This is a genomic window from Allobosea sp. 2RAB26, from assembly GCF_052115465.1.
Taxonomy (GTDB): domain Bacteria; phylum Pseudomonadota; class Alphaproteobacteria; order Rhizobiales; family Beijerinckiaceae; genus Allobosea.
In genome coordinates this window covers 528,380-548,943 of the sequence record NZ_JBFRGS010000002.1, presented here as the reverse complement: position 1 = coordinate 548,943, position 20,564 = coordinate 528,380, and the positions used below count along the sequence as shown (strand labels likewise).

Genomic DNA, 20,564 nt, shown 5'->3' with positions numbered 1-20,564 from the left:
ATTCATATATGTTGTAGGTCTGATTTTTATTTTTTTGATTTAATTCTGCGTCGTGAGCGGTTTGGCAATCTGACGGTTCTGTAGAACCGTCTCGCTGTGATAGCATTTACGCGAGAGAAGAGGGGACTACGACCAAGGTCACGGACTTTGGTTCCATGCGCGGACCGACCTTCGCCCCTTCAGTTGCTTCCTCCTGAAAACTAGAATTCCTGCGATATTTTGCACGTTTTCAGCTCGGGGGAGGCGGTCGTGTATCTTCCACGCGAAACCACTGGCATCCGGTTGAGAGAAGCTCAGCGAGCCCTCGAGAACCGGCTCGAGATCGTCAAAGCCCTCTCGCTGGGCGAAATCACCAAACGCGACCTGCTGCGCTGGGGCTTCTTCACTGCCGGCGGGTTGCTGATCGCGAAGAACGGGCTCAGTCCCTTCGCCAAGAGCGCCTATGCTCAGGTCCCGACCGGGGCGCCACGCAGCCCCACCTTTGGCGCGGTCAGGTATCACGACGCCATGCGGCGGCCCGAAGTCCAGAAGCCGGTGCCGCTTCTGCGCATGCCCAATGGTGATGCCGCCTGGCAGTTCGCCTCAGGAGGCCAGGAGCCGCCTGCCAAGAATTTCTCGTATCACACCGATTTCAGCAATTCCCGTGGCGCTGCCTACCGCAATCCGGTGACCGGAGTCGGACCCATGGAAGGGCGTCCGCCAGGCGAGTTCTTCGCCCATCAGCGCTGGGAGGAACTCTATCCGAAGCAGGGCTATCTGCTGTCGCTAGGGCAGGCTCGAGTGGGCAACAAGTTCTGCGACGGCATGCCTGACCAGAACCCGAACGCGATGTGGAGCTTTGGCCCTCGGCAGCCAGGACAGGCGGGCAATATGGCCGGCACACGCAACGGTCTCGGCATGCCGATCCTGATCAAGGCGCGCTATGGCGAACCGGTCCTCACTCGGATGTACAATGATCTCCCGGTCGACCGGGCGGCCAATGGCGGCTTTGGCCGGAACGAGGTCTCGATCCATTTCCACAACGCGCATAATGGCGCCGAGAGCGATGGCGCCTGCAACGCCTTCCACTTCCCCGGCACTTTCTATGACTATCACTGGGGAATAACCATGGCCCGGCGCGACATGCCGAGCCTCTGGCCGACGGGCGACCGCGACTATGTGCGCAAATGCTCCGGCCCCGACGACGGCGATGGTCTCGTCCCCGTTCCCGGAGATTTCCGGGAAATCCAGGGCAGCCTCTGGTTCCACGATCACCGCTTCTTCTTCACCGCCGAGAACGTCCACAAGGGCATGTTCGCGGTCTGCAATTTCTACAGCGGGCCCGACCGCGGGCGGGAGGATCTCGACGACGGCATCAATCTTCGATTGCCGAGCGGCACGCAGCTGAAATGGGGCAATCTCGACTTCGACGTTAACATGGTCATTTCGAACCCGGCCTTCGACACCGATGGCCAGTGTCGGTTCGACATCTTCGACACCGACGGCTTCCTTGGCGACATGCTCTGCGTCAACGGCACCTATTATCCGCATTTCGAGGTGCTGCCGCGGCGCTACCGCTTCCGCTTCTTGAATGCGTCCATGTCGCGCTTCATCAAGCTCGCTCTGGGCGTGAACAAAAGCGCGCGGTTCTCGCAAGGCACGAAGGTGCCGTTCTACTTCATCGCCAATGACGGCAACCTGGTGGTCAACCCGATTCTGCTCACCGAACTGGACGAGCAGGGCGTTGCGGAGCGCTACGACATCGTTGTCGATTTCTCGGCCTTTGCGCCGGGCGACAGCGTCTTTCTGGTGAATCTGCTGGAGCAGACCGACGGGCGCAAGCCCAAGGGCGCCGTCTCGATGGACAAGGCCTTCAAAGGCAGGGATGACGACCCCTGCGTTGGTCCAATCCTCGAATTCAGGGTCGTCAGCCAGGTCCAGAGCGTCGACAATCCCGGCAAGGTCTACAATGCCAATAATCCGATCGACAAGGATCGCAGCGCCAACTTTGCCGATCCCGAGTGGAGAACTGGGGTCAAGACCCTGACCACCCAGATTCCGATCGTCGCGCCCGTTCGCGAGCGGGTGATCGAGTTTGGCAGGTCGGGGGATGGCGATTCACTCGGGGCGGACGGGCAGTGCACACCCGATTGCGGAGACACCAAGGCCTTCCCCTGGAGCATCAAGGTCAACGGTCAGGCGGCGCACACGCTCAACGCCAACCGTATCTCCGCCCTCATTCCGAAGCCGGGAGAGGTGGAGCACTGGACGCTCATCAATGGCGGCGGCGGCTGGGACCATCCCATCCATCTCCACTTCGAGGAGGGCGTCACCATGGACCGGGGGAGCCTCTCCATTCCCGCTACCGAGCGGCTGGTCCGCAAGGATGTCTGGCGTCTGCGGCCCTCCGGAAGGGTGAAATTCCAGGTGCGCTTCGGTGAGTTCGGCGGCGCCTATGTGAACCATTGCCACAACACGGTTCACGAGGATTTCGCGATGCTGCTGCGCTACCAGCTGCTCACCCCGCCGCCAGGCGACCCCAACTACAAGGGGCAGCCGCAATATGTGCCGACGATGACGCCGATCCCGACACCCAATGGCGTCGTCTGGAAGCAGCCCGAAATTCTGCCTGAGGGCGATCCCAGGGTGGTGAAAGTCGCTTCCAAGACCTGAGCGGGCGTCTGCGCCCCGAGAAGGTGGGCCGAAGTCGAGACCGCATTCGTTACTAAAGGGGCCGTTCATGCTCAGACGACTTTTTGCGATCAGCGCCATACTCGCACTGTTTGGAAGTGTCGGCGGCAGCATCGCGGCCCCTGGTGGCTCGCCCTGGGGGCCAGGGTACCTGCCCAACGTCCCCGTCATCACGCAGGACGGCAAGACTCTGCGATTCTACGATGACGTGATCAAGGACAAGATCGTCGTCGTCAGCTTCATCTACACGACCTGTCGAGACATCTGCCCTGTGATGACGGCGCGCCTGGCGCAGGTGAAGGACAAGCTCGGCGATCTCGTGGGCAGCCGCATCTTCTTCGTCTCGATCAGCATCGAGCCGGAAGTCGACACCCCCGACAAGCTCAAGAATTATGCGGAGGTGTTCCAGACCGGACCAGGATGGGTCTTCCTCACCGGCAATGCCGCGGACATCACGGTGCTCCGGCACAAGCTTGGCGAGCGGAGCCGCAAGGTGTTCGAACATCGCAGCGATATCATGCTGGGCAACGACGTGACCGGCGAGTGGGCCAAGGATTCGGCCTTCAGCGACCTCAACACGCTCGCCATGACGATCAAGTCTATGGATCCAGATTGGCGCAACCAGATGGGGAAAGCCGAGACCGTCGCAACAGATGGTGTTGCCGCGCGCGGCGAGCGTCCCATTGCGGCGACCTCGACGGGATTGCCTGGCCAAGCCCTGTTCATCAAGGCCTGCGCCGCATGCCATACCATCGGCAGCGGCAAGCGCGTCGGCCCCGATCTCCAAGCGCTCACTGCGCGGCGGGATCGCGACTGGATCGTGAGCTACCTGATGGAGCCTGACCAGATGCGGGCGAAGAAGGACCCGATCGCGCTCGAGCTGGCGGGAGCCTACAAGATCCGCATGCCGACGCTGGGACTGTCGAAGAATGATGCGGCGGATCTGATCGCCTATGTCGACGCCATGTCCTATGTCTCTGCGTCGAACAAGAAGGCCCCCCCTGCGGGGCATCGTCACTGACCTGCATCCTGCGTGCCGGTGGTTGCCTGCCGATGGCCGGCAACCACCATTCTCGCTTTGGGAATGACATTTCCCGAGGGCAGCGCCACAGTCCCTGGGTCCTTGCCTTGGATTCGGGCGGCAGATGATGAGAGCACGGCCGGGCTGCTATCTCCATAGCCGGCCTGCGGGAAGCCCGAGGCCAGCGGACTGCGTGGAAAGCCGCAGCGACAGCGGTTTTGCGCTGCTCGTCGTGATCTGGGCGACCGGGATCCTTGGCCTGCTGTTCATGACCTACATCGTGGCGGCCCGCTATCGCGCCATCGAGGCCGCGAGCCTGTCGCAGCATGCCCGCGCCGAGGCCATGGCGAATATCGGCATCAAGATCGCGATTCTCGATCTTCTCTCCGGCACCTCGCAGGGCAAGGCTCGCAGCGGCCGCTTCGGTTCTGACGGGACGCCTGTGGGCTGCAGCTTGGGCGACGGCTGGACATTGGCGATTTCCGTCGCGGACGAGGGCGGCAAGGTCGATTTCAACACCGCAAACATGGAACTGGTCGATGCGCTCATCCGCGGCGTGAATGCCAACGGCGAGGCGGCAGCCATGATCGTGCGGAACATCAGGGGGTTGCGCGAGCTCTCGCAAGACACTGGCAGCGCGGCATCAGGGAGTTCGTCCTCGGTGCGGGCGTTGAAGTCCGTGTTCGAGCTCAATCAGATCCCCGGTATGAGCCGCGATCTGTTCCGGGCGCTGCTTCCCTTGATGACGGTCAATTCCGGCAGCACCGGCTTCGACCCCACCGTCGCACCGCTGCAATTGCTCGTGGCCCTGGCGCCGGGGGGCGCCGCCTTGTCGCGGGAGGTGGCGCGACGGGATCTGCCGGCCCTCTACATCTCCGAAACGGCAGGCAGGGCTTTCCTGATCGGGAGCGAAGCGCTGACCGGCTCCGGCGTGCGCTTTGCGCGCGACGCCATCGTCGAAATCTCGCAGGACCTGCCCACGGGCTATCGTATCCGCGAATGGCGTGAAGGGGCGGCGCGTTCGGATACCGACGCTGGCGGGCGGTTGCCGCCATGCTGAAACATCGTCCGTAAGGGCCTGCGCATGCCGGATCTCGCTCACCTCGCGGCACTCGCGGTTCTCGTCGGGCTGATCTGCTACGCGGCCGCGGTCGATCTCCGGCAGATGATCATTCCCGATCCGGTCAACCTGGCGATCTTCATATCCGGGATCGCGGCATCTTTCCTTCTCGGCGTCACCGGTCCAGCCTCGGCGTTCGCCGGGGCTGCGCTCGGGGGAGGTGGTCTCTGGCTCGTGCAACGGGCCTTTCGGGCCTATCGCGGCTATGACGGCCTCGGGCTCGGCGACGTCAAGTTCGCAGCCGCCGCAGGGACCTGGACCGGCATGGAAGGCCTCGCCATCGCGCTCGTCCTGGCTTCGCTCTCGGCCTTGCTCTACCTGCTGGCGCGCCGCCTCGTCGATTCCAGCTTCGACGCCCGGCAGCCAATGCCCTTCGGCCCGTTCCTGGGGGTGGGTGTCGTGTCTGTCACCGGCTTCGCAATCCTGACCGGGGCATCGGTGGCCGAGACCATCGATGCCTGGTTATGGCGGTTGCACGGCGGCTAAAGCATCGGCCCGAAAAGTGGATTGCGGTTTTCGGCAAGGTCGGTCCATCTGAGCGCTCAACGCGTCATCGTGGCCGACTGGCGGTGCGCGCGGGCATGGAGCGGCAGCGTCACCTGCCGTGCTCCACGGGCCAGCGTCACCATCTCCGGATTGATCGATGCGACGACCCAGCCCTCATCGGTCGCTTCGCCCAGGGCGAACCATCGCCCGGCTTCGCGCAGCTGTCGGCGCAGCAGCGCCTTGCTCAAGCCCGAGGAGACGACGACGCCACCGATCAGATAGCTCGGTGGTGGCTCAAAGACCGGGCTCGCGACCGGCTCGGGCATGGGAGCCCTGGCGACGAAGCTTGCCGGTGGCCGCCTGCTGGAGGAGAACAGCGGCCTCGCATTCACCATGTCGGGCTGATAGCGCGGCGTTTCCGCCGGCGGAGCGAGGGCGTCGCTCGTGATTGATGCGGCCTTCGTCACCGCCGAAGCGGGCGGAGGCTCGATAGGGTCCGCCAGGCTTCGCCAGCCGAAATTCACGGCGACGGCCGCCATTGCGGCGAGTCCTGCGAAGCCTGCAGCCTTGGCGAGGCCAGCCCCGCCGATGCTCAGCCCTTTGACCATCGCGTCACCCCATAGATCTCGATCGTGACGCCCAGTTTGTTGTCGCTGGCCTCCGCCTCGCTCGGTGCTGTCAGTTTCGCGTTCCGGATGAAGAGAAACGAGGGACCGTCTTCGAGGCTCGACAGAACCTCGGCCACGCGCGGCGTCGCTGCGGTGAACTCGACCCTCGCTCCGATCATGCGATGTCCGGACCAGTTGCGCGGCGGCAAGGTCGTCACCGAATTGAAGCTCACGGCGTGCTGATCGGCGACCTCGCGGAGCCGGGTCAGCAGGTCGGCCGTCGAAAGGCTCTCGGTGTCACCCTGGAGAAAGCGCCGCCTGGCCCCGTCGACATCCTCCGGGCGCAGCGCGGATAGCGACTGCCTGCGCGCGACAGCCGAGCCAAGATGCTCGATCATGACGGCGTTCTGGGTGATCTGGGTTTCCTGGTCCCTCAGGATCTGGAGCGCGGGGTCGATCACGAACAGGTAGATCCCCGCCAGGATCAATCCGTTCGCGGCGATGAAGGCGGTGAAACGGGTCCAGCTCTTGATCTGTCGCCACATTTCATTTGCCCTCCTCGGTTGGGAGACGGGCCTTGCGCAGGGTGGCGCGGAGCGAGAAGTTCTCCTTGCCTGTGGCGCGGTCGAAGACCAGTGGCCCGGAAAGGGCCGCATTGTGCAGGATCGGCGATTCCTCCAGCAGTTTGATCAGGGCCGGAGCCGCATCGGAATAGCCGGTCGCGCGCAGATTGGCGCCGGTGATCTCGAGTTCCGTCAGGAAGGTTGAATCGGGAAGAATGCGGGACATCTCGTCCCAGACCTGGACGATGCCAGGTATGCTCCGCTGCGCTGTCAGCCGCGAGACGTCGTCGGCGAGCCCAAAGACGGATCTGAGGCTTTCCGTCGACTGCTGGGCGGGTCCCGAGATCTCGGCAATCTCCGCTTCCATGCTCTTCAGGAGCTGGGCCTGCCGCCAGGCGAGGACGAGATACCCGGTTACTGCGCCGAGCACCGTGAGCAGCACGAGCGCGATGGCGATCCGCTTGAACCAGGGGGAGGGTGTGTGTGGCTTCTGCGCAAATGGGACGGATACCGGGGGCAGGCCTTCGAAGGCGGGCCCCTCCAGCGTCGCGATCTCGGAGGGAGCGACGGCAAGGCGCGCCAGCATCTGATCGAGCACCGCGCGGGGAAGCAGAAGATAGCGCAGTTCGAGCTTGCCGGCGGCTGCTCCCCTCAGATCATAGCCGACAAAGATGTCCTCGGGCTTGAGCGGTGTTTTCCGCGCGATGTGCTCCCGAACGATGCCTTCGGCCCGCGTCTGGGCGCGCCGCGGGATGACGAGCGACTGGGCGATGGCCTGAGGAGCCGAGAGCACGAGCCGGATTCGGCTGCTGGGTGCGAAGGAGGCCGCCTGCTCCTTGCAGCGGTTGAGCACGCTGCGGCTGTACTGCGCCCAGTTCGCGCGCTCGGCAAACAGCTCCCGGCCATCCGGCGCAAAGAGCGTGATGGTGACATGCTCCTCGGCAGGGACGATGACGAGCCGCAGGAAGCGGTCGGGCGCGGCCCATCTGCGGAGCGTATCGGGAAGAGAGGCCCGTAGCTCCTTGGCCCAGAACTCCGCGAGGGAGGCGATCCCGGAGCTCAGCCGACGGGAGCCGGTCATCGGGTCACGTTCCCGCGTGTCGCGGAAAGCTGCCTTTGCGCCAGGCTGTCCTCGCCTCCGCCCGGCCGGTCATTGCCGGCAATGGTGATCGCGAAGCCGCGCCCATCATTCTGCACGGCATAGCCATAGGGCCTGCCCCACGGGTCGCGCGGAACAGTCGAGCCCTTGAGATAGGGGCCGTTCCAGGTTCGCAGATTCGACGGTGCGGCGACCAGCGCCTGGAGCCCCTCCTGTTCCAGCGGGTAGCGGCCGTTGTCGATGAAGAACAATTCCACCGCGTTCGAGAGCGTCGTCGCCTGGATACGCGCGGTCGAAACCTTGGCATCGGTGAGATAGCCCACGACACGCGGGCCGATCAGGCCGACGACCAGGCCGATGATGCTGAGGACTACGAGCACTTCGACGAGGGTGAAGCCGGCCTGGCTCCGTCCCTTGTGCTGATGGCGGGTTGCCGCGACCATGCCACGCGATGACTGGTGCAGCAGGCCTTGCGATGTCGGGGGCTTGAGGCGATGCGGTTCCTGCTGATCCCCGCGTCTCGCAAGCTGAACCGCCGCCGGCATGCTTGCCGATTGCGTTTCCGGTCGCCAGCCAGGCCGCAGCTTCGCTGCGCTGGCGAGCATGGTGGCACGCATGCTGTCTGTCATCTTGGTCATGCCATTCCCCGCAGTCGAAGCCAGGTCCGAGGACGTCTATGGCGGGGACGCCGCCACGACGATCAACCTGGCGCACGGGCCGGGGAAACGCCTCGATGCACCGGGACCAGGCCCGGCGGAGGCTGTTCGATGCTTGAGGAACAGGCGCCGTATCACGTCGAGCGCTCCCTTCCGTGGTCCTCCATTATATCCCTCCTCGCCAGCGGTTTGGAACGGACCTTGGTCTGACGAGCTCGCCTCGTGGCCACCCTAGAAACGTCGGATGAAGCGCCCGCCCAACCCGGCGGGACCAATGGTTCCGGCGGACAGGCCTCTGCGCGATACTGGCGCCCGGATTGAGTCGTCCGGCCGCGCCCACGCAGCTCGACGGGATTTCAGCAGGGCAGAGAGCCATGGCAGGTCAGATGTTCGATGACGCGCCCGTACAGGTCGAGGTCGAGACGCCGGAGGGGGCGTTCCTTCTCGCCATCGACGTGGCGCGCGCGCCCCTGACCACCCGGAATTTCCTCGCCTATGTCGATGGCGGGCTCCTCGACAATGCCTCGGTCTATCGGATCGTGACGCTGGCCAACCAGCCGCCAGCGACGGTACACAAGATCGAGGTCATCCAATGGGGCTGGCCGGCGCCCGCCGACGAGCGCGAGCCACCCTTTCCGCCCGTGCCGCATGAGCCGACGTCGGTGACCGGGCTGCGGCATCTCGACGGCACGCTCTCGCTGGCGCGGCTCGCGCCAGGCACCGGCGGCCATGGCTTCTTCATCTGCGTCGGCGACCAGCCGGAACTGGATGAAGGCGGCGGCCGCAACCCGGACAGGGCGGGCTTTGCGGCCTTCGGCAAGGTGATCGCAGGGCGCGACGCGATTCAGCGGATTTTCGCGCGGGCCGAGCCGGTCGAATATCTGGAGACGCCGATCCGGATCCTGCGCGCACGGCGCCGGATACAGTCCTGAACGCGGCATGCTGCCATCAAAGCAGATCGCCCCGCGAACTGGGTTCGCGGGGCGATCGTGGACTGTTGTCCGACCTGACCATGCAGGCCTCGGACATGGGCTGATGGGGCTTACTCGCCCTGGTTCATCACGATCGGCTTCAGCACATTGCTGGGCAGGCCGTATTTGGCGATCAGCGCGTCATAGGTGCCGTTCGCTTGGAGACGATCGAGCGCACCCTTGACCGCATCGCGCAGCTGCGTGCCTTCGGCGGTCTTCGGGAAGGGGATGCCGGTCAGCGAACGGGTGAAGGGCGTGCCGAGCGGGACATAAGTGTTGGGCTCGAGCTTCTGGTTGTGGCTCATGGTCTCGCTGCCCTGGACACCGCCCTGCAGGCGCTGCGTCTTGAGCTGCGTGCGCGCATCGACCGAACCCTCGGTGCCGACGACGTTGATCGCGGGCTTGCCCTTGGCGACGCAATTGGCCTCGCTCCACTCGCCGATCTGGCGGGGCCAGTTAGTCGAGCGGCTGGCGCCGACGCTCTTGCCACAGAGGTCCTCAGGCGTCTTGATCGAGCCGGCAAGCGCGGTGACGGTGTAGAACTGGGCGCCCGAGACCATGTAGTCGATGAAGTCGGCAGTCTCGCGACGGGCCGGCAGGTCGCTCATGCCGGCCATGACCATGTCGACGCGGCCGGTATGCAGCGACGGCAGCATCTGGGCGAAGGCGGTCTCCTGCCACTCGGCCTTGACGCCAAGTTCCTTGGCGATGGCCTCGCCGAGCTCGTAGTCGAAGCCGGTCATCGTGTTGGTGGCCGGGTCCTTGTAGACGATCGGCGCATAGTTCGGCTGGGTCGCGATGATGATCTTGCCGGCGGTCTTGATGCGCTCCGGCAGGGCCTGGGCCTGGGCGGACAGCGCGGTGGCGGCGAGCAGCGTCGCTGCCAGGGTGAAACGAAGCATCGGGTTCTCCTTTTTGACCGATTATTTCAGAACGGCGGCGATGAAGTCGCGCGTGCGGGCCTGTTGCGGCGCCACCAGAACGGCATTGGGCGGGCCGCGCTCGACGATCTCGCCCTTGTCCATGAAGACGACATCGGTTGCGACCTCGCGGGCGAAGCCGAGCTCATGCGTGACGACGATCATCGTCATGCCGCTGGCCGCGAGATCGCGCATCACGGCGAGCACTTCGCCGACGAGCTCGGGGTCGAGCGCCGAGGTCGGCTCGTCGAACAGCATCAGCTTCGGCTTCATCGCCAGCGCGCGGGCGATCGCGATGCGCTGCTGCTGGCCGCCGGAGAGCTCGATCGGGTAGGCGTTGCGCTTTTCGGAGAGGCCGACGCGGGCGAGCAGCTTCTCGGCCTCGGCGATCGCCTCCTGACGTGGCCGCCTCAGCACCGTGACCGGGCCCTCGATGATGTTCTCGAGCACCGTCATGTGGTTGAACAGGTTGAAGCGCTGGAAGACCATGCCGGTCGAGAGGCGCTGGCCCGCGATCTCGGCGTCGCTCAGTTCATGCAGCTCATCGCCCTTGATGCGAAAGCCGATCAACTGGCCATCGACCCAGATCGCGCCCTGGTCGATTTTCTCGAGCTGGTTGATGCAGCGCAGCAGGGTGCTCTTGCCGGAGCCCGACGGCCCGATGATGCACTGCACCGTGCCGGGCGCAATGGTCAGCGAGACATTGTTCAGCGCGCGCAGGTCGCCGAAGCGCTTGGTGACGTTGGCGGCGGCGACGATCGCATTTGCAGGGGAGGCGTTCATGCTCCGGCCTCCTCGACGATCTGTGGCTTGGCACGGCGGTCGCCGCGCCCCTTGGAGAAGTAGCGCTCCAGGAAGAACTGGCCGATCTGCAGCAGCGTGACGACGATCAGGTACCAGCCGGCGGCGACGATCAGGAGCTCGATGACGCGGGCATTGGCATAGTAGATCGTCTGCGCATTGCGCAGGATCTCGGAGAACTGGATCACGCTGGCGATCGAGGTCAGTTTGACCATGCTGATCACCTCGTTGCCGACCGGCGGGATGATAACGCGCATCGCCTGCGGCAGCACGATCCGCCTCAGCGTCGTCAGTTGTGTCATGCCGATCGACTTGGCGGCCTCGGTTTGCCCGACATCGACGGAGAGAATGCCGCCACGCACCACTTCGGCGGTGTAGGCGCCCTGGTTCATGCCGAGCCCGAGCAGCGTCGCCATGAAGGGGCCAATGATGTCGATGGTGCGCCACTCGACCAGGCCGGGGATGCCGATCGTCGGGAAGACCAGCGCGAGGTTGAACCAGAGCAGGAGCTGCAGCAGCAGCGGCGTGCCGCGGAAGAACCAGATGTAGAACAGCGCGACGCCGCGCAGCACCGGGTTCGGCGACATGTACATGATGGCGAAGATGACGCCGAGCGCGATGCCGAGCGCCATGGCGCAGACCGTCATGATGATGGTGTTGACGAGCCCGCTCAGGATTGCGGGCGCGGTGAAGAACTGCCCGACGACCTTCCAGTCGATCTGGCCTTCGGCGAAAGCCTTCATCACCCAGGCCAACACCAGAATGATGAGCGCGGCAGCGACCCAGCGCCCGTAATAGCGGCGCGGCACGAGCTTCAGCCCGGCGATCCCGGCAAGGTCTCGCCCTATTCCAATTCCGACTGCGCTGGTCATCGCTGCGCTCCGCGGGTCCAAACGTCAAAATCCGCGAGCCAGATGCGGAACCGGCTAATCTGCTCGGCGACGCGCGCTGGCGCGGTGCCGCCAAAACCGCTGCGGGCGGCCACCGCGGCATCAAGGGTGAGACAGGCCCTTACATCCTCACCGAGGCGCGGATCAATGGCGCGGAGCTCGATCGGCTCGAGTTGTTCGAGCTCGCGCCCCATTTCCTCGCAGTAGCGGACCAACGTCCCGGTGATCTCGTGAGCTTCGGCAAAGGGCACGCCCTTGCGCGCGAGATAGTCGGCGACCTCCGTCGCCAGCGCGAAGCCGGTGCCGGCCTGCGCCCGCATCACCTGCGGATGCGCTTCCATGCTGGCGATCAGTCCGGCGAAGGCCGGCAGCACTTCGCCCAGCACGTCGACGGCATCGAACGCGGCGCGCTTGTCCTCCGCGAGGTCGCGATTATAGGCGAGCGGCAGGCCCTTGAGCGCGCCGAGCATGGTGACGAGGTCGCCGGTCAGCCGCGCCGCCCGGCCGCGCGAAATCTCGGCGATATCCGGGTTCTTCTTCTGCGGCATGATCGACGAGCCCGTGGCGAAGGCGTCGTCGAGCGTGACCCAGCCGAACTGGCGCGAGGTCCAGAGCGTGACCTCTTCGGCCAGTCGCGAGAGATTGGTCGCGAGCATGGCGGCGACGAACAGGAATTCCGCGACATGGTCGCGCGCACCGACGGCATCGACCGAGTTTTCGCAGGGCGCGTCATAGCCCAGTGCCTTGGCGCTGAGTTCGGGCGTCAACGCGATCGCCGAGCCGGCAAGCGCCGCCGCGCCGAGCGGCGACTGGCCGGAACGGCGCTCCCAATCCTGGAGGCGCGAGGCGTCGCGGGCGAGAACCTGGCCATGCGCCATCAGCCAATGGCCGAATGTCACGGGCTGGGCGCTCTGCAGATGCGTGAAGCCCGGGCAGACCGAGGCGGCGTGGGTGTCCGACTGGGCCGCGATGGCGTCCAGCAGTTCCACCAGCATGGCGCCGATCAGGCGAACCTGCTCGCGCAGATAGAGTTTCAGGTTGTTGGCCGCCTGGTCGTTGCGTGAGCGGCCGGCGCGGAGCTTGGCCCCGGCGTCGCCGATCCGGGCGATCAGGACGCGCTCGACGAAAGTGTGGACATCCTCGTCATCGGCGCTCGGGCTCAGGGTCCCGGCCTGGACCTCCTGCGAGATGGCTTCGAGGGCGGCAATGATCGCCTCCATTTCGGCGGCCGTGAGCAGTCCGGCGCGCAGCAATTCCGCTGCATGGGCCTTGCCGCCGGCGATATCCTGGGGGGCGAGACGGGCATGGGCGCTGGCGGCGCTCGAAAGCCGCATCAGCCGCGGATCCGGCTGCTTGCGGAAGCGGCCACCCCACAGGCGTGTCGTCTGGTTCATCGCTCTCCCCTTTGGTCTTTTGCAAAGACTGCCCCTTGACCCGTCAGCCAGCAAACGAAACGATCTCCGAAGGGTAGTCCAAAAAGGAATAGCTATTGTGGCCGGCAATCGCCTCCCGCCATCGACGACGGGACTCAGAGTTTTCCTCGCGGTTGCGCGGCTTGGCTCGACCGCGAAGGCGGCCGTCACGGTCAATCTGACGCAGAGCGCCGTCTCCAAGCAGATCCAGGCGCTCGAGGAGCATCTGGGGACGACGCTGTTCGAGCGCACGCCGCAGGGGCTGAAGCTGACGGAAGCGGGCTCCATCTATAACCCCTATGCCGAGGCTGCGATCGAGCAGATGGAACGCGGCGCGCGGCGCCTGAGCGAACGCGCCGCCCAGGGGCGGCCGATCCGCCTCCACATGATCGCCATCGCCGGGGAACGCTGGCTGATGGAGCGCTTTCCGGTCTTCGCCCAGGCCCATCCCGAGATTGACGTGCAGTTCACCAATTTCGTCAGCGAGGAGGAGACGGAGGAGCCCGATATCGACATCGGCCACCAGAGCGGGCCACTGCCGGGGCGCGAGTCACATTATCTCTTCGGACGACAGGTCGCGCTCGTGGCCGCCCCCTCGCTGGTCGAGCGGATGGGCGGCTTCCAGCGTCCGGCCGATATCCAGAAGATGACCCTGCTTCAGCATTTCCAGATGCCGACCTTCTGGGCCGAATTCACCGAGACGCATGGCCTGCGGGGCGCGGTTCCCGCGCATACCGTGCGCTACGGCTACTATTCTGTGATCATCCGCGCGGCGATGGCGGGGCTCGGCGTCGCGCTGGCGCCACGCTGCTATGTGGCGGAGGAACTGGCTTCGGGCGCCCTGATCAACCCGCTCGGTCTCGGCTTCGAGAGCGCAACCGGCTGCTGGCTCACCTTCAGCCCCAACACCGAGCACAGGCCGGGCTTCGAGGCGCTCGTCGCCTGGCTGCGCGAGGAGGCGGCGATCTTCGAGGCGGCGACGCTGGCCAAGGCGGCCAATGATGCGTCGGCCGTCGCCGCCAGCACTGCTCCGGTGCCCCGGCAGGCAAGACGCAGCAGCGCGTCCTGAGCCGCGCTTCCGTCCCCGATGGCCTGCAGGATCAGCGCTACAGGAAGCCCGTCGAGATCCACGGCACAGCGGCGACGATCACGAGGCCGATGAGCAGGGCGAGCATATAGGCTCCGATATATTTCAGGCCCTCGTCCGGGTTGACCTTGCTGATCGCGCAGGCGCCGTAATAGCCGACGCCGAAGGGCGGGGCGAAAAGGCCGATGCCCATCGCGAGCACCACCACCATCGCGTAATGGACCTCGTGCACCCCGACCTGCTTGGCGATCGGGAAAAGCAGGGGGCCAAACAGCACGACAGCGGGGATGCCTTCGAGCACGCTGCCGAGGATGACGAAGGCGAGGATGGAGATCGCCAGGAAGCCCCAGGTGCCGCCGGGAATCGCAGACATCATGCGGGCGAGATCCTGCGAGAAACCCGATTGCGTCAGGCCCCAGGCCATGGCGGTGGCGCAGCCGATGATGAAGATGATCGCGCCGGTCAGCGAGGCGGTATCGACCAGCATCTTCGGCAGGCGCCGCCAATCGAACTGGCGGTAGAGCAGCAGGCCGGCGAGCACGGAATAGGCGATGCCGATGGTCGAGACTTCGGTCGCCGTGGCGACGCCCTCGACAACCGCGGCGCGGATGACGAAGGGCAGGGCGATGGCGGGCAGCGCGATCAGCGCGAGCTTGCCGATCTGCCGGCGCGACTGGCGCACGACATGGCCGAGATCCTCGTGGCGATAGCGCCACCTGACGACGCAGCAGAGTGCGACGCCGAGCACCATTGCCGGCAGCAGGCCGCCGGTGAACAGGGCCGCAATCGAGACGCCGGTGACCGAGCCGATGGTGATCAGCACGATCGAGGGCGGGATCGTCTCGGTCTGCGCGCCGGTCGCCGAGAGCAGGGCGACGAGATCGCCCGGCGCCGCGCCGCGCGCCTTCATTTCGGGGAAGAGCACCGGCGCGATCGCGGCCATATCGGCGATCTTCGAGCCCGAGATGCCGGAGACCAGATACATCGCGCCGATCAGCACATAGGACAGGCCGCCGCGGACATGGCCGAGCAGCCCGGCCAAGAACTCGATCATGGCACGCGCCATGCCGGTCATCTCGATCAGCGCGCCAAGGAAGATGAAGAGCGGCACGGCGAGCAGCATGATGTGGCTCATGCCCTCATCGAGCCGTCCGACCATGACGATCAGGGGGGTCGAAGTCGTCAGCGCGAGATAGCCGAAGGTCGCCAGCGCAAAGGAGAAGGCGATCGGCACGCCGGAGAAGACGTTCAGCGCGACGACGCCGACGAAGAAGATCACCAGGTTGAGTTTGCCGAGCGGCTTCAGGACGGGGCCGGCAAGCCAGAACAGCAGCAGGAGGGCGGCCGTCAGGGCAATCGCGATCAGGGCCGGCTTGAACGAAGGCAGGCGCAGCATCCGGCAGAAGGCGACGACCAGCATCAGGCCGATACCGGCCGGGATTGCGGCTGCGCGCCAGGCATTGGTGATTTCGAGCGCCGGAGTGACGATGAACGCCTCCTCCTCGGCATACTCGAGCGCATGCGGCAGGAGCAGCAGCAGGAAGGCAATGCCGGCGGTGATCGCCAGCGCCTCGAGGCAGGCCCGCGTCTGCGGGCCGACACGGCTGACCAGGCCGGTCATGCGCATATGCTCGCCGCGCCGGAGCGCAACCACCGCGCCCAGCATGGAGAGCCAGAGGAACAGGATCGAGGCCAGTTCGTCCGACCAGACCAGCGGTGCATGGAAGACGTAGCGCGCCGTGACGCCGGCGCCGAGCAGGCCGATCTCGATGACGACGAGCGCGGCCACGACCAGTTCGACCAGTCCGCCGACGCTGCGGTCGACGAGGCCGACAGCGCGACCGAGGCCGCTGGAGGGCCGGATGGCAGGCGCTTGCGACGCTGCGGCCTGAAGCTCCATGACGTTTCTTCCAGTCGTTGTTTTCGTGCCTTATAGGCGTGCGCGCGGCATCAGGCGAGCGCGATGGCAGCCGCTTCCCGGGCAACGGGTATTCGCTGGAGTCCGGCCTGAACGTGGCGAATCCACGGAGCGGGAATTGCGCGGCCGGCGCTGCTATGCTGTTGCGGGCGGCTGCTACCCCAGAAACCCTGCCGCCCCAGAAGCCGAGTGAACCCGTGATTCCCTGGATCCAGATCGATACCGCGACGATGCCGGGTGGCGGCGGCGAAATCCGCCTCAAGCAGCGCGGTGCGGAGTTCTCGATCATGCTGGGCGCGATCGAGCTGATGAACAGCCGCCTCAGCGGCTCGGAGGAGGCACTGGCAACGCTGGTCGCGGCGCGTCTTGCCGGCCGGCCGGAGCCCCGCATCCTGATCGGCGGGCTCGGCATGGGCTTTACCCTGCGCGCGGCGCTGGCGGCGTTCGGGCAAGGCGCGCAGATCGTGGTCTCGGAGCTCGTGCCGGCCGTCGTCGCCTGGGCCCGCGGTCCGATGGCTCAGGTCTTCGGCGATTGCCTCGCCGATCCCCGTGTCACCATCCGCGAGGAGGATGTCGCACGGACGATCGGCGCCGCTCCCGCGGCGTTCGATGCGATCCTGCTCGATGTCGACAACGGCCCGGAGGGGCTGACGCGCCGGGCGAATGACGATCTCTACGACATGGCGGGCCTCGCCGTCGCACGCGCAGCCCTGCGTCCTGGCGGCGTCCTCGCCGTCTGGTCGTCCGGTCCCGATCATGGCTTCACCCAGCGCCTGCGCAAGAGCGGCTATGCCGTCGAGGAGGTGAAGACGCGCGCCAACGGCAAGCGCGGGGGCGCAAGGCACGTGATCTGGCTCGCGACCGGTCCGGGTGCCGCCCAGTCCGAGCGCGCGCGGCGGGCCGGTTCATGATCGCTCCTGACAGGAGGGCGCGCGCAGCGTCGCTATAGATCCGACATGCCGAGACGTCCGCCAAAACCCCTCTCGATCAGCCCGTCGCAGGCCCGCCGGATCTGGCTACGCGCCCAGCGGCTCGATACGCTCGCTCCCTTTGGCGACGGCCCCGAAGCCACGCCGGCGGCGGTGGACCATCTCGGCTATGTGCAGATCGACACGATCAACGTGGTCGAACGCTGCCATCATCACATCCTGTGGACGCGCATTCCGGACTATCAGCGCGCGCATCTGCGCCAGGCCCAGAGCATCGACAAGAGCGTCTTCGAATACTGGACGCACGCGCTGGCCTATGTCCCGACCCAGGATCTGCGCTTCTTCCTGCCGGAGATGAAGCGGCGGCGCGAAAACCCTCCGAGCTGGTTCAATTCGGTGACGAACGAGGACCTGCGCAAGGTCATGGGCCGCGTTCGGCGCGATGGCGCGCTCTCGATCCGAGACATCGACGATGATGTGCTCATCGAGAAGGATCATGCCTGGGCGAGCCGCAAGCCCTCGAAACACGCCCTCCAGCTCGCCTTCTTCAGCGGTGCGCTGACGATCTGCGAGCGCACCGGCATGCTGAAGAGCTACGAGCTTCCGGAGCGACATTTCGGCTGGGAGCGCGCCCCACGCCCGGCGACCGAGAAACAGGTTCTCGACTATCTCCTCGACCGGGCCTTGCGATCGCAGGGCATCGTCAGCCTCGACTCGGTCTGCCATCTCGACGCGCCGCGCAAGCCCGCGATCCGCGAACTGATCGAGACGAGGCTAAGCCGCAGAACGCTCGTGCCTGTCACGATCGAAGGGGCGGGAAAGCAGGAGCATTGGGCGCAACCCGCCATGCTCGAACCGACGCCGGCACCGGATGCCGAGCTGGTCCATATCCTTTCGCCCTTCGATCCGCTGATCATCCAGCGCAAGCGGCTGAAGCTTTTCTTCGGCTACGATCACCTGTTCGAGGCCTATGTGCCGAAGGAGAAGCGGGCGATGGGGTACTTTGCCCTGCCGGTTCTGGTTGGCGACGAGATCGTCGCGGCGATCGACCTCAAGGCCGACCGCGCGAACGGCACGCTTCTCGTCCAGCAATGGAACTGGGTCGGCGAGCGCTCTGTCGAGCGGCACAAGGCGGCCATCGAGGACGCGTTGCACCGGTTCGAGCGCTTCCAGCTGGAGACCTGATCCAGCCGGCTCAGGCTTGCGTTCAGCCGAAGAGATTGCGGAACTGCCGCGGCTGGGAGCGCAGATACTGGTTCGGCGCCTTGACGCTGGCACCGAGATGGGCGGCGGCGTGCCAGGGCCACCGCGGATCGTAGAGGATGCCGCGCGCCAGCGCGACGAGATCGGCATCGCCGGTGCCGACGATCGCTTCGGCCTGATCCGGCTCGGTGATCAGCCCGACGGCGATGCTCGGCAGATTGGTCGCCTGCTTCACGGCCCGGGCGAACGGGACCTGGTAATTCGGCCCAAGCGGGATCGCCTGCTTGGCCGAGAGACCGCCGCTGGAGACATGCATGAAGCTGCCGCCGCGCGCCTCGACCGCCCTTGCGAAGGCGACGGTCTGTTCGACGTCCCAGCCGCCCGGGACCCAGTCGGTGCCGGAGACGCGGAAGCCGACCGGGATCTCCGCTGGGACCACGGCCCGCACGGCATCATAGACTTCGAGCGGCAGGCGCATGCGGTTCTCGAGCGAGCCGCCATACTCATCCCCGCGCTGGTTCGAGAGCGGCGAGAGGAACTGGTGCAGGAGATAGCCGTGGGCGGCGTGCAGCTCGATCGCCTGCAAGCCCAGCCGCACGGCGCGCTTGGCCGATGCGGCGAAGTTCTCGCGGATGCGGGCGATGCCTGCGAGATCGAGCGCGAGCGGCGCCCGGGGATGATCGCCAAACGGGATGGCGGACGGGGCAAGCGTCTGCCAGCCGCCTTGGTCGAGCCCGAGCTGGCCGCCGCCTGTCCAGGGCGCGGCCACCGAGGCCTTGCGCCCGGCATGGCCGAGCTGGATGCCGATCGGCATGTCGGAATACGCACGGACCGCCGCCAGCGTCCTGGCCAGGGCCGCTTCCGTCTCGTCCGACCAGAGGCCGAGGTCCAGCGGGCTGATCCGGCCCTCCGGCTCGACGGCCGTCGCCTCGATGAACATCAGCGCGGCGCCGGACAGGGCGAGATGGCCGAGATGGATCGTATGCCAGTCGGTCGCCCGGCCATCCTCGGCCGAATACTGGCACATCGGCGCGATCACGATGCGGTTGGCGAGTTCGAGGCCGCCGAGCTTGTACGGGGTGAAGAGCTGGCTGGTCATGATGCCTCCGGCGGTTCCATCGCGCCGCGCGGACGGACCCGCCGACCGGCTGTTTCTAGCCGTCTCGCCAAGCCGCTGACTACAGGCAACAGCGCAAGGGCACGGTTGCAGTTGCGAAGAGAGCGCTACGGCGCTCCCGTGGCAGCCGAGACCAGCCAGATCGCGACGGGGAAGGTCAGCGCCGCCAGGGCCGTGGAGAGCACGATCGCAGCCGCGATTGGCCGGCTATCGGTCTCGAAACGCTCGGAGATGACGAAGACATTCGCCGCGATGGGGAGGGCCGAATAGAGCACGCCGGCCGTGACCCAGAACGCGTCAAGCTTGAGCACGACGGCAAGCACGATCCAGGTCACCAGCGGGTGCAGCACGAGCTTGCCGACGACCAGTGGTGCAATCCCGAGGGCCGGGAGCTTGCTGCCGCCACCGCTCCATTGTCGCGCCGCGAGGCCGAGCGCGAAGACGCCGACCGGCGCAGCCGCATTTCCGAGGAAGGAGAGGAAGCGGTCGACCGGTTCCGGGATCGCGACCCCGCTGACCGAGAGCGCGAGGCCGCCTGCGATCGACAGCATGAAGGGGTTGAGGATCGTGCCGCGAATGAGCCGGCCGGCAATGGCGGGTGCCGAACCGGCGCCGCGCCCGGCCTCGATCAGCCCGATCGACAGGGGCACGACCAGCGCCGTGTCGCAGATCAGGCCGATCGCGATCGGCGCTGCGGCGCGCTCGCCGAGGAAGGCCAGCATCAGGGGAATGCCGAGAAAGGCGAAATTGCCGCCGACGAGGCTCTGCCCGCGCGAGACCGCATTGGGGAAGGGCAGGGCGCGCAACCGCGTGCCGATGAGGATGCCAAGCGCCATGATCGTCACGCCGATTGCTGCCAGCGCCACGAAGAAGGTCGTGTTCCAGAGCTCGGCGATCGGCTGCCGCGACATCACGCGCAGCACCATTGCCGGCGTCGCGATCATGAAGGCGAAGGTGTTGAGCACCCTGACGGAATCGGGGCCGAACAGCGTGCGGCCGGAAACCAATGCGCCGAGCGCGATCACCGCGAAGAACGGCGTGCTGGTGGCAAGGAATTGAAGCATCGATTGCGCTGACGGCTGGAGAACCCGCG

19 protein-coding genes are annotated in these 20,564 nt (G+C 66.0%); 8 read left to right on the top strand and 11 right to left on the bottom strand.

Going from position 1 to position 20,564, the window contains the following annotated elements; translation table 11 throughout:
- Nucleotides 1-249 precede the first annotated feature (249 nt).
- From AB4118_RS05695 to AB4118_RS05680, 4 genes are all read left to right on the top strand, one after another.
- Entirely contained in the window at nucleotides 250-2,652 is a 2,403-nt protein-coding gene (locus AB4118_RS05695; protein WP_441488819.1) for a multicopper oxidase domain-containing protein, read from the top strand.
- Nucleotides 2,653-2,719: 67 nt separating this feature from the next.
- A complete protein-coding gene (locus AB4118_RS05690) occupies nucleotides 2,720-3,691 on the top strand; it encodes an SCO family protein (RefSeq protein WP_441488818.1) in 972 nt (323 codons plus the stop codon).
- Nucleotides 3,692-3,884: 193 nt separating this feature from the next.
- A complete protein-coding gene (locus AB4118_RS05685) occupies nucleotides 3,885-4,751 on the top strand; it encodes a hypothetical protein (protein WP_441488817.1) in 867 nt (288 codons plus the stop codon).
- Nucleotides 4,752-4,775: 24 nt separating this feature from the next.
- Nucleotides 4,776-5,297 carry a prepilin peptidase gene (locus AB4118_RS05680; protein WP_441488816.1) on the top strand — a complete coding sequence of 174 codons (522 nt, stop codon included), beginning with the start codon at nucleotides 4,776-4,778 and terminating at the stop codon, nucleotides 5,295-5,297.
- A 56-nt stretch (nucleotides 5,298-5,353) separates the two neighbouring features.
- Here the strand turns inward: AB4118_RS05680 and AB4118_RS05675 are convergent, their stop codons facing one another.
- Genes AB4118_RS05675 through gspG form a run of 4 tightly spaced genes read right to left on the bottom strand, consistent with a single transcriptional unit; the run spans nucleotide 5,354 to nucleotide 8,205 of the window.
- The gene (locus AB4118_RS05675) at nucleotides 5,354-5,905 is read right to left on the bottom strand and encodes a hypothetical protein (RefSeq protein WP_441488815.1); all 552 of its coding nucleotides are present in this window, start codon (nucleotides 5,903-5,905) and stop codon (nucleotides 5,354-5,356) included.
- Nucleotides 5,890-6,450, bottom strand: a complete 561-nt coding sequence (gspM, locus tag AB4118_RS05670) for a type II secretion system protein GspM (protein ID WP_441488814.1) — start codon at nucleotides 6,448-6,450, stop codon at nucleotides 5,890-5,892. Before gspM ends, AB4118_RS05675 begins: the two co-directional genes overlap by 16 nt.
- Nucleotide 6,451: 1 nt before the next feature.
- Nucleotides 6,452-7,549, bottom strand: coding sequence for a PilN domain-containing protein (locus AB4118_RS05665; RefSeq protein ID WP_441488813.1), 1,098 nt, complete (start codon nucleotides 7,547-7,549; stop codon nucleotides 6,452-6,454).
- Nucleotides 7,546-8,205, bottom strand: coding sequence for a type II secretion system major pseudopilin GspG (gene gspG / locus AB4118_RS05660; RefSeq protein WP_441488812.1), 660 nt, complete (start codon nucleotides 8,203-8,205; stop codon nucleotides 7,546-7,548). The genes AB4118_RS05665 and gspG overlap by 4 nt, the downstream gene beginning before the upstream one ends.
- 392 nt (nucleotides 8,206-8,597) lie before the next feature.
- On the opposite strand from gspG, the gene AB4118_RS05655 reads away from it, so the two are divergent.
- Nucleotides 8,598-9,155 (top strand): peptidylprolyl isomerase, encoded by a 558-nt coding sequence (locus AB4118_RS05655; RefSeq protein ID WP_441488811.1) that lies wholly within the window; start codon nucleotides 8,598-8,600, stop codon nucleotides 9,153-9,155.
- Nucleotides 9,156-9,265: 110 nt separating this feature from the next.
- Here the strand turns inward: AB4118_RS05655 and AB4118_RS05650 are convergent, their stop codons facing one another.
- From AB4118_RS05650 to argH, 4 genes are read right to left on the bottom strand one after another with little or no spacing between them, the layout of a single operon-like run.
- Nucleotides 9,266-10,096 carry an ABC transporter substrate-binding protein gene (locus tag AB4118_RS05650; RefSeq protein ID WP_069877090.1) on the bottom strand — a complete coding sequence of 277 codons (831 nt, stop codon included), beginning with the start codon at nucleotides 10,094-10,096 and terminating at the stop codon, nucleotides 9,266-9,268.
- A 21-nt stretch (nucleotides 10,097-10,117) separates the two neighbouring features.
- Nucleotides 10,118-10,897 carry an amino acid ABC transporter ATP-binding protein gene (locus AB4118_RS05645; RefSeq protein WP_441488810.1) on the bottom strand — a complete coding sequence of 260 codons (780 nt, stop codon included), beginning with the start codon at nucleotides 10,895-10,897 and terminating at the stop codon, nucleotides 10,118-10,120.
- On the bottom strand, nucleotides 10,894-11,787 hold the full coding sequence (locus AB4118_RS05640; RefSeq protein WP_441488809.1) for an amino acid ABC transporter permease: 894 nt from the start codon (nucleotides 11,785-11,787) through the stop codon (nucleotides 10,894-10,896). The genes AB4118_RS05645 and AB4118_RS05640 overlap by 4 nt, the downstream gene beginning before the upstream one ends.
- Nucleotides 11,784-13,199 carry an argininosuccinate lyase gene (gene argH, locus AB4118_RS05635; protein WP_441488808.1) on the bottom strand — a complete coding sequence of 472 codons (1,416 nt, stop codon included), beginning with the start codon at nucleotides 13,197-13,199 and terminating at the stop codon, nucleotides 11,784-11,786. The genes AB4118_RS05640 and argH overlap by 4 nt, the downstream gene beginning before the upstream one ends.
- Nucleotides 13,200-13,296: 97 nt before the next feature.
- Between argH and AB4118_RS05630 the strand changes: the two genes are divergently transcribed.
- A complete protein-coding gene (locus AB4118_RS05630; RefSeq protein ID WP_441488807.1) occupies nucleotides 13,297-14,286 on the top strand; it encodes a LysR family transcriptional regulator in 990 nt (329 codons plus the stop codon).
- A 37-nt stretch (nucleotides 14,287-14,323) separates the two neighbouring features.
- On the opposite strand, the gene AB4118_RS05625 is transcribed toward AB4118_RS05630, so the two are convergent.
- On the bottom strand, nucleotides 14,324-16,204 hold the full coding sequence (locus AB4118_RS05625) for a TRAP transporter large permease (protein ID WP_441488806.1): 1,881 nt from the start codon (nucleotides 16,202-16,204) through the stop codon (nucleotides 14,324-14,326).
- A 215-nt stretch (nucleotides 16,205-16,419) separates the two neighbouring features.
- Here AB4118_RS05625 and AB4118_RS05620 point away from each other — a divergent pair, with 215 nt between their 5' ends.
- Nucleotides 16,420-17,133, top strand: coding sequence for a spermidine synthase (locus AB4118_RS05620; RefSeq protein ID WP_441488805.1), 714 nt, complete (start codon nucleotides 16,420-16,422; stop codon nucleotides 17,131-17,133).
- A 45-nt stretch (nucleotides 17,134-17,178) separates the two neighbouring features.
- Nucleotides 17,179-18,336 carry a winged helix-turn-helix domain-containing protein gene (locus AB4118_RS05615; RefSeq protein WP_441488804.1) on the top strand — a complete coding sequence of 386 codons (1,158 nt, stop codon included), beginning with the start codon at nucleotides 17,179-17,181 and terminating at the stop codon, nucleotides 18,334-18,336.
- Between the two features lie 22 nt (nucleotides 18,337-18,358).
- Here the strand turns inward: AB4118_RS05615 and AB4118_RS05610 are convergent, their stop codons facing one another.
- On the bottom strand, nucleotides 18,359-19,453 hold the full coding sequence (locus AB4118_RS05610) for an NADH:flavin oxidoreductase/NADH oxidase (RefSeq protein ID WP_441488803.1): 1,095 nt from the start codon (nucleotides 19,451-19,453) through the stop codon (nucleotides 18,359-18,361).
- 125 nt (nucleotides 19,454-19,578) lie between these two features.
- On the bottom strand, nucleotides 19,579-20,535 hold the full coding sequence (locus tag AB4118_RS05605; RefSeq protein WP_441488802.1) for an AEC family transporter: 957 nt from the start codon (nucleotides 20,533-20,535) through the stop codon (nucleotides 19,579-19,581).
- Between the last annotated feature and the right edge of the window lie 29 nt (nucleotides 20,536-20,564).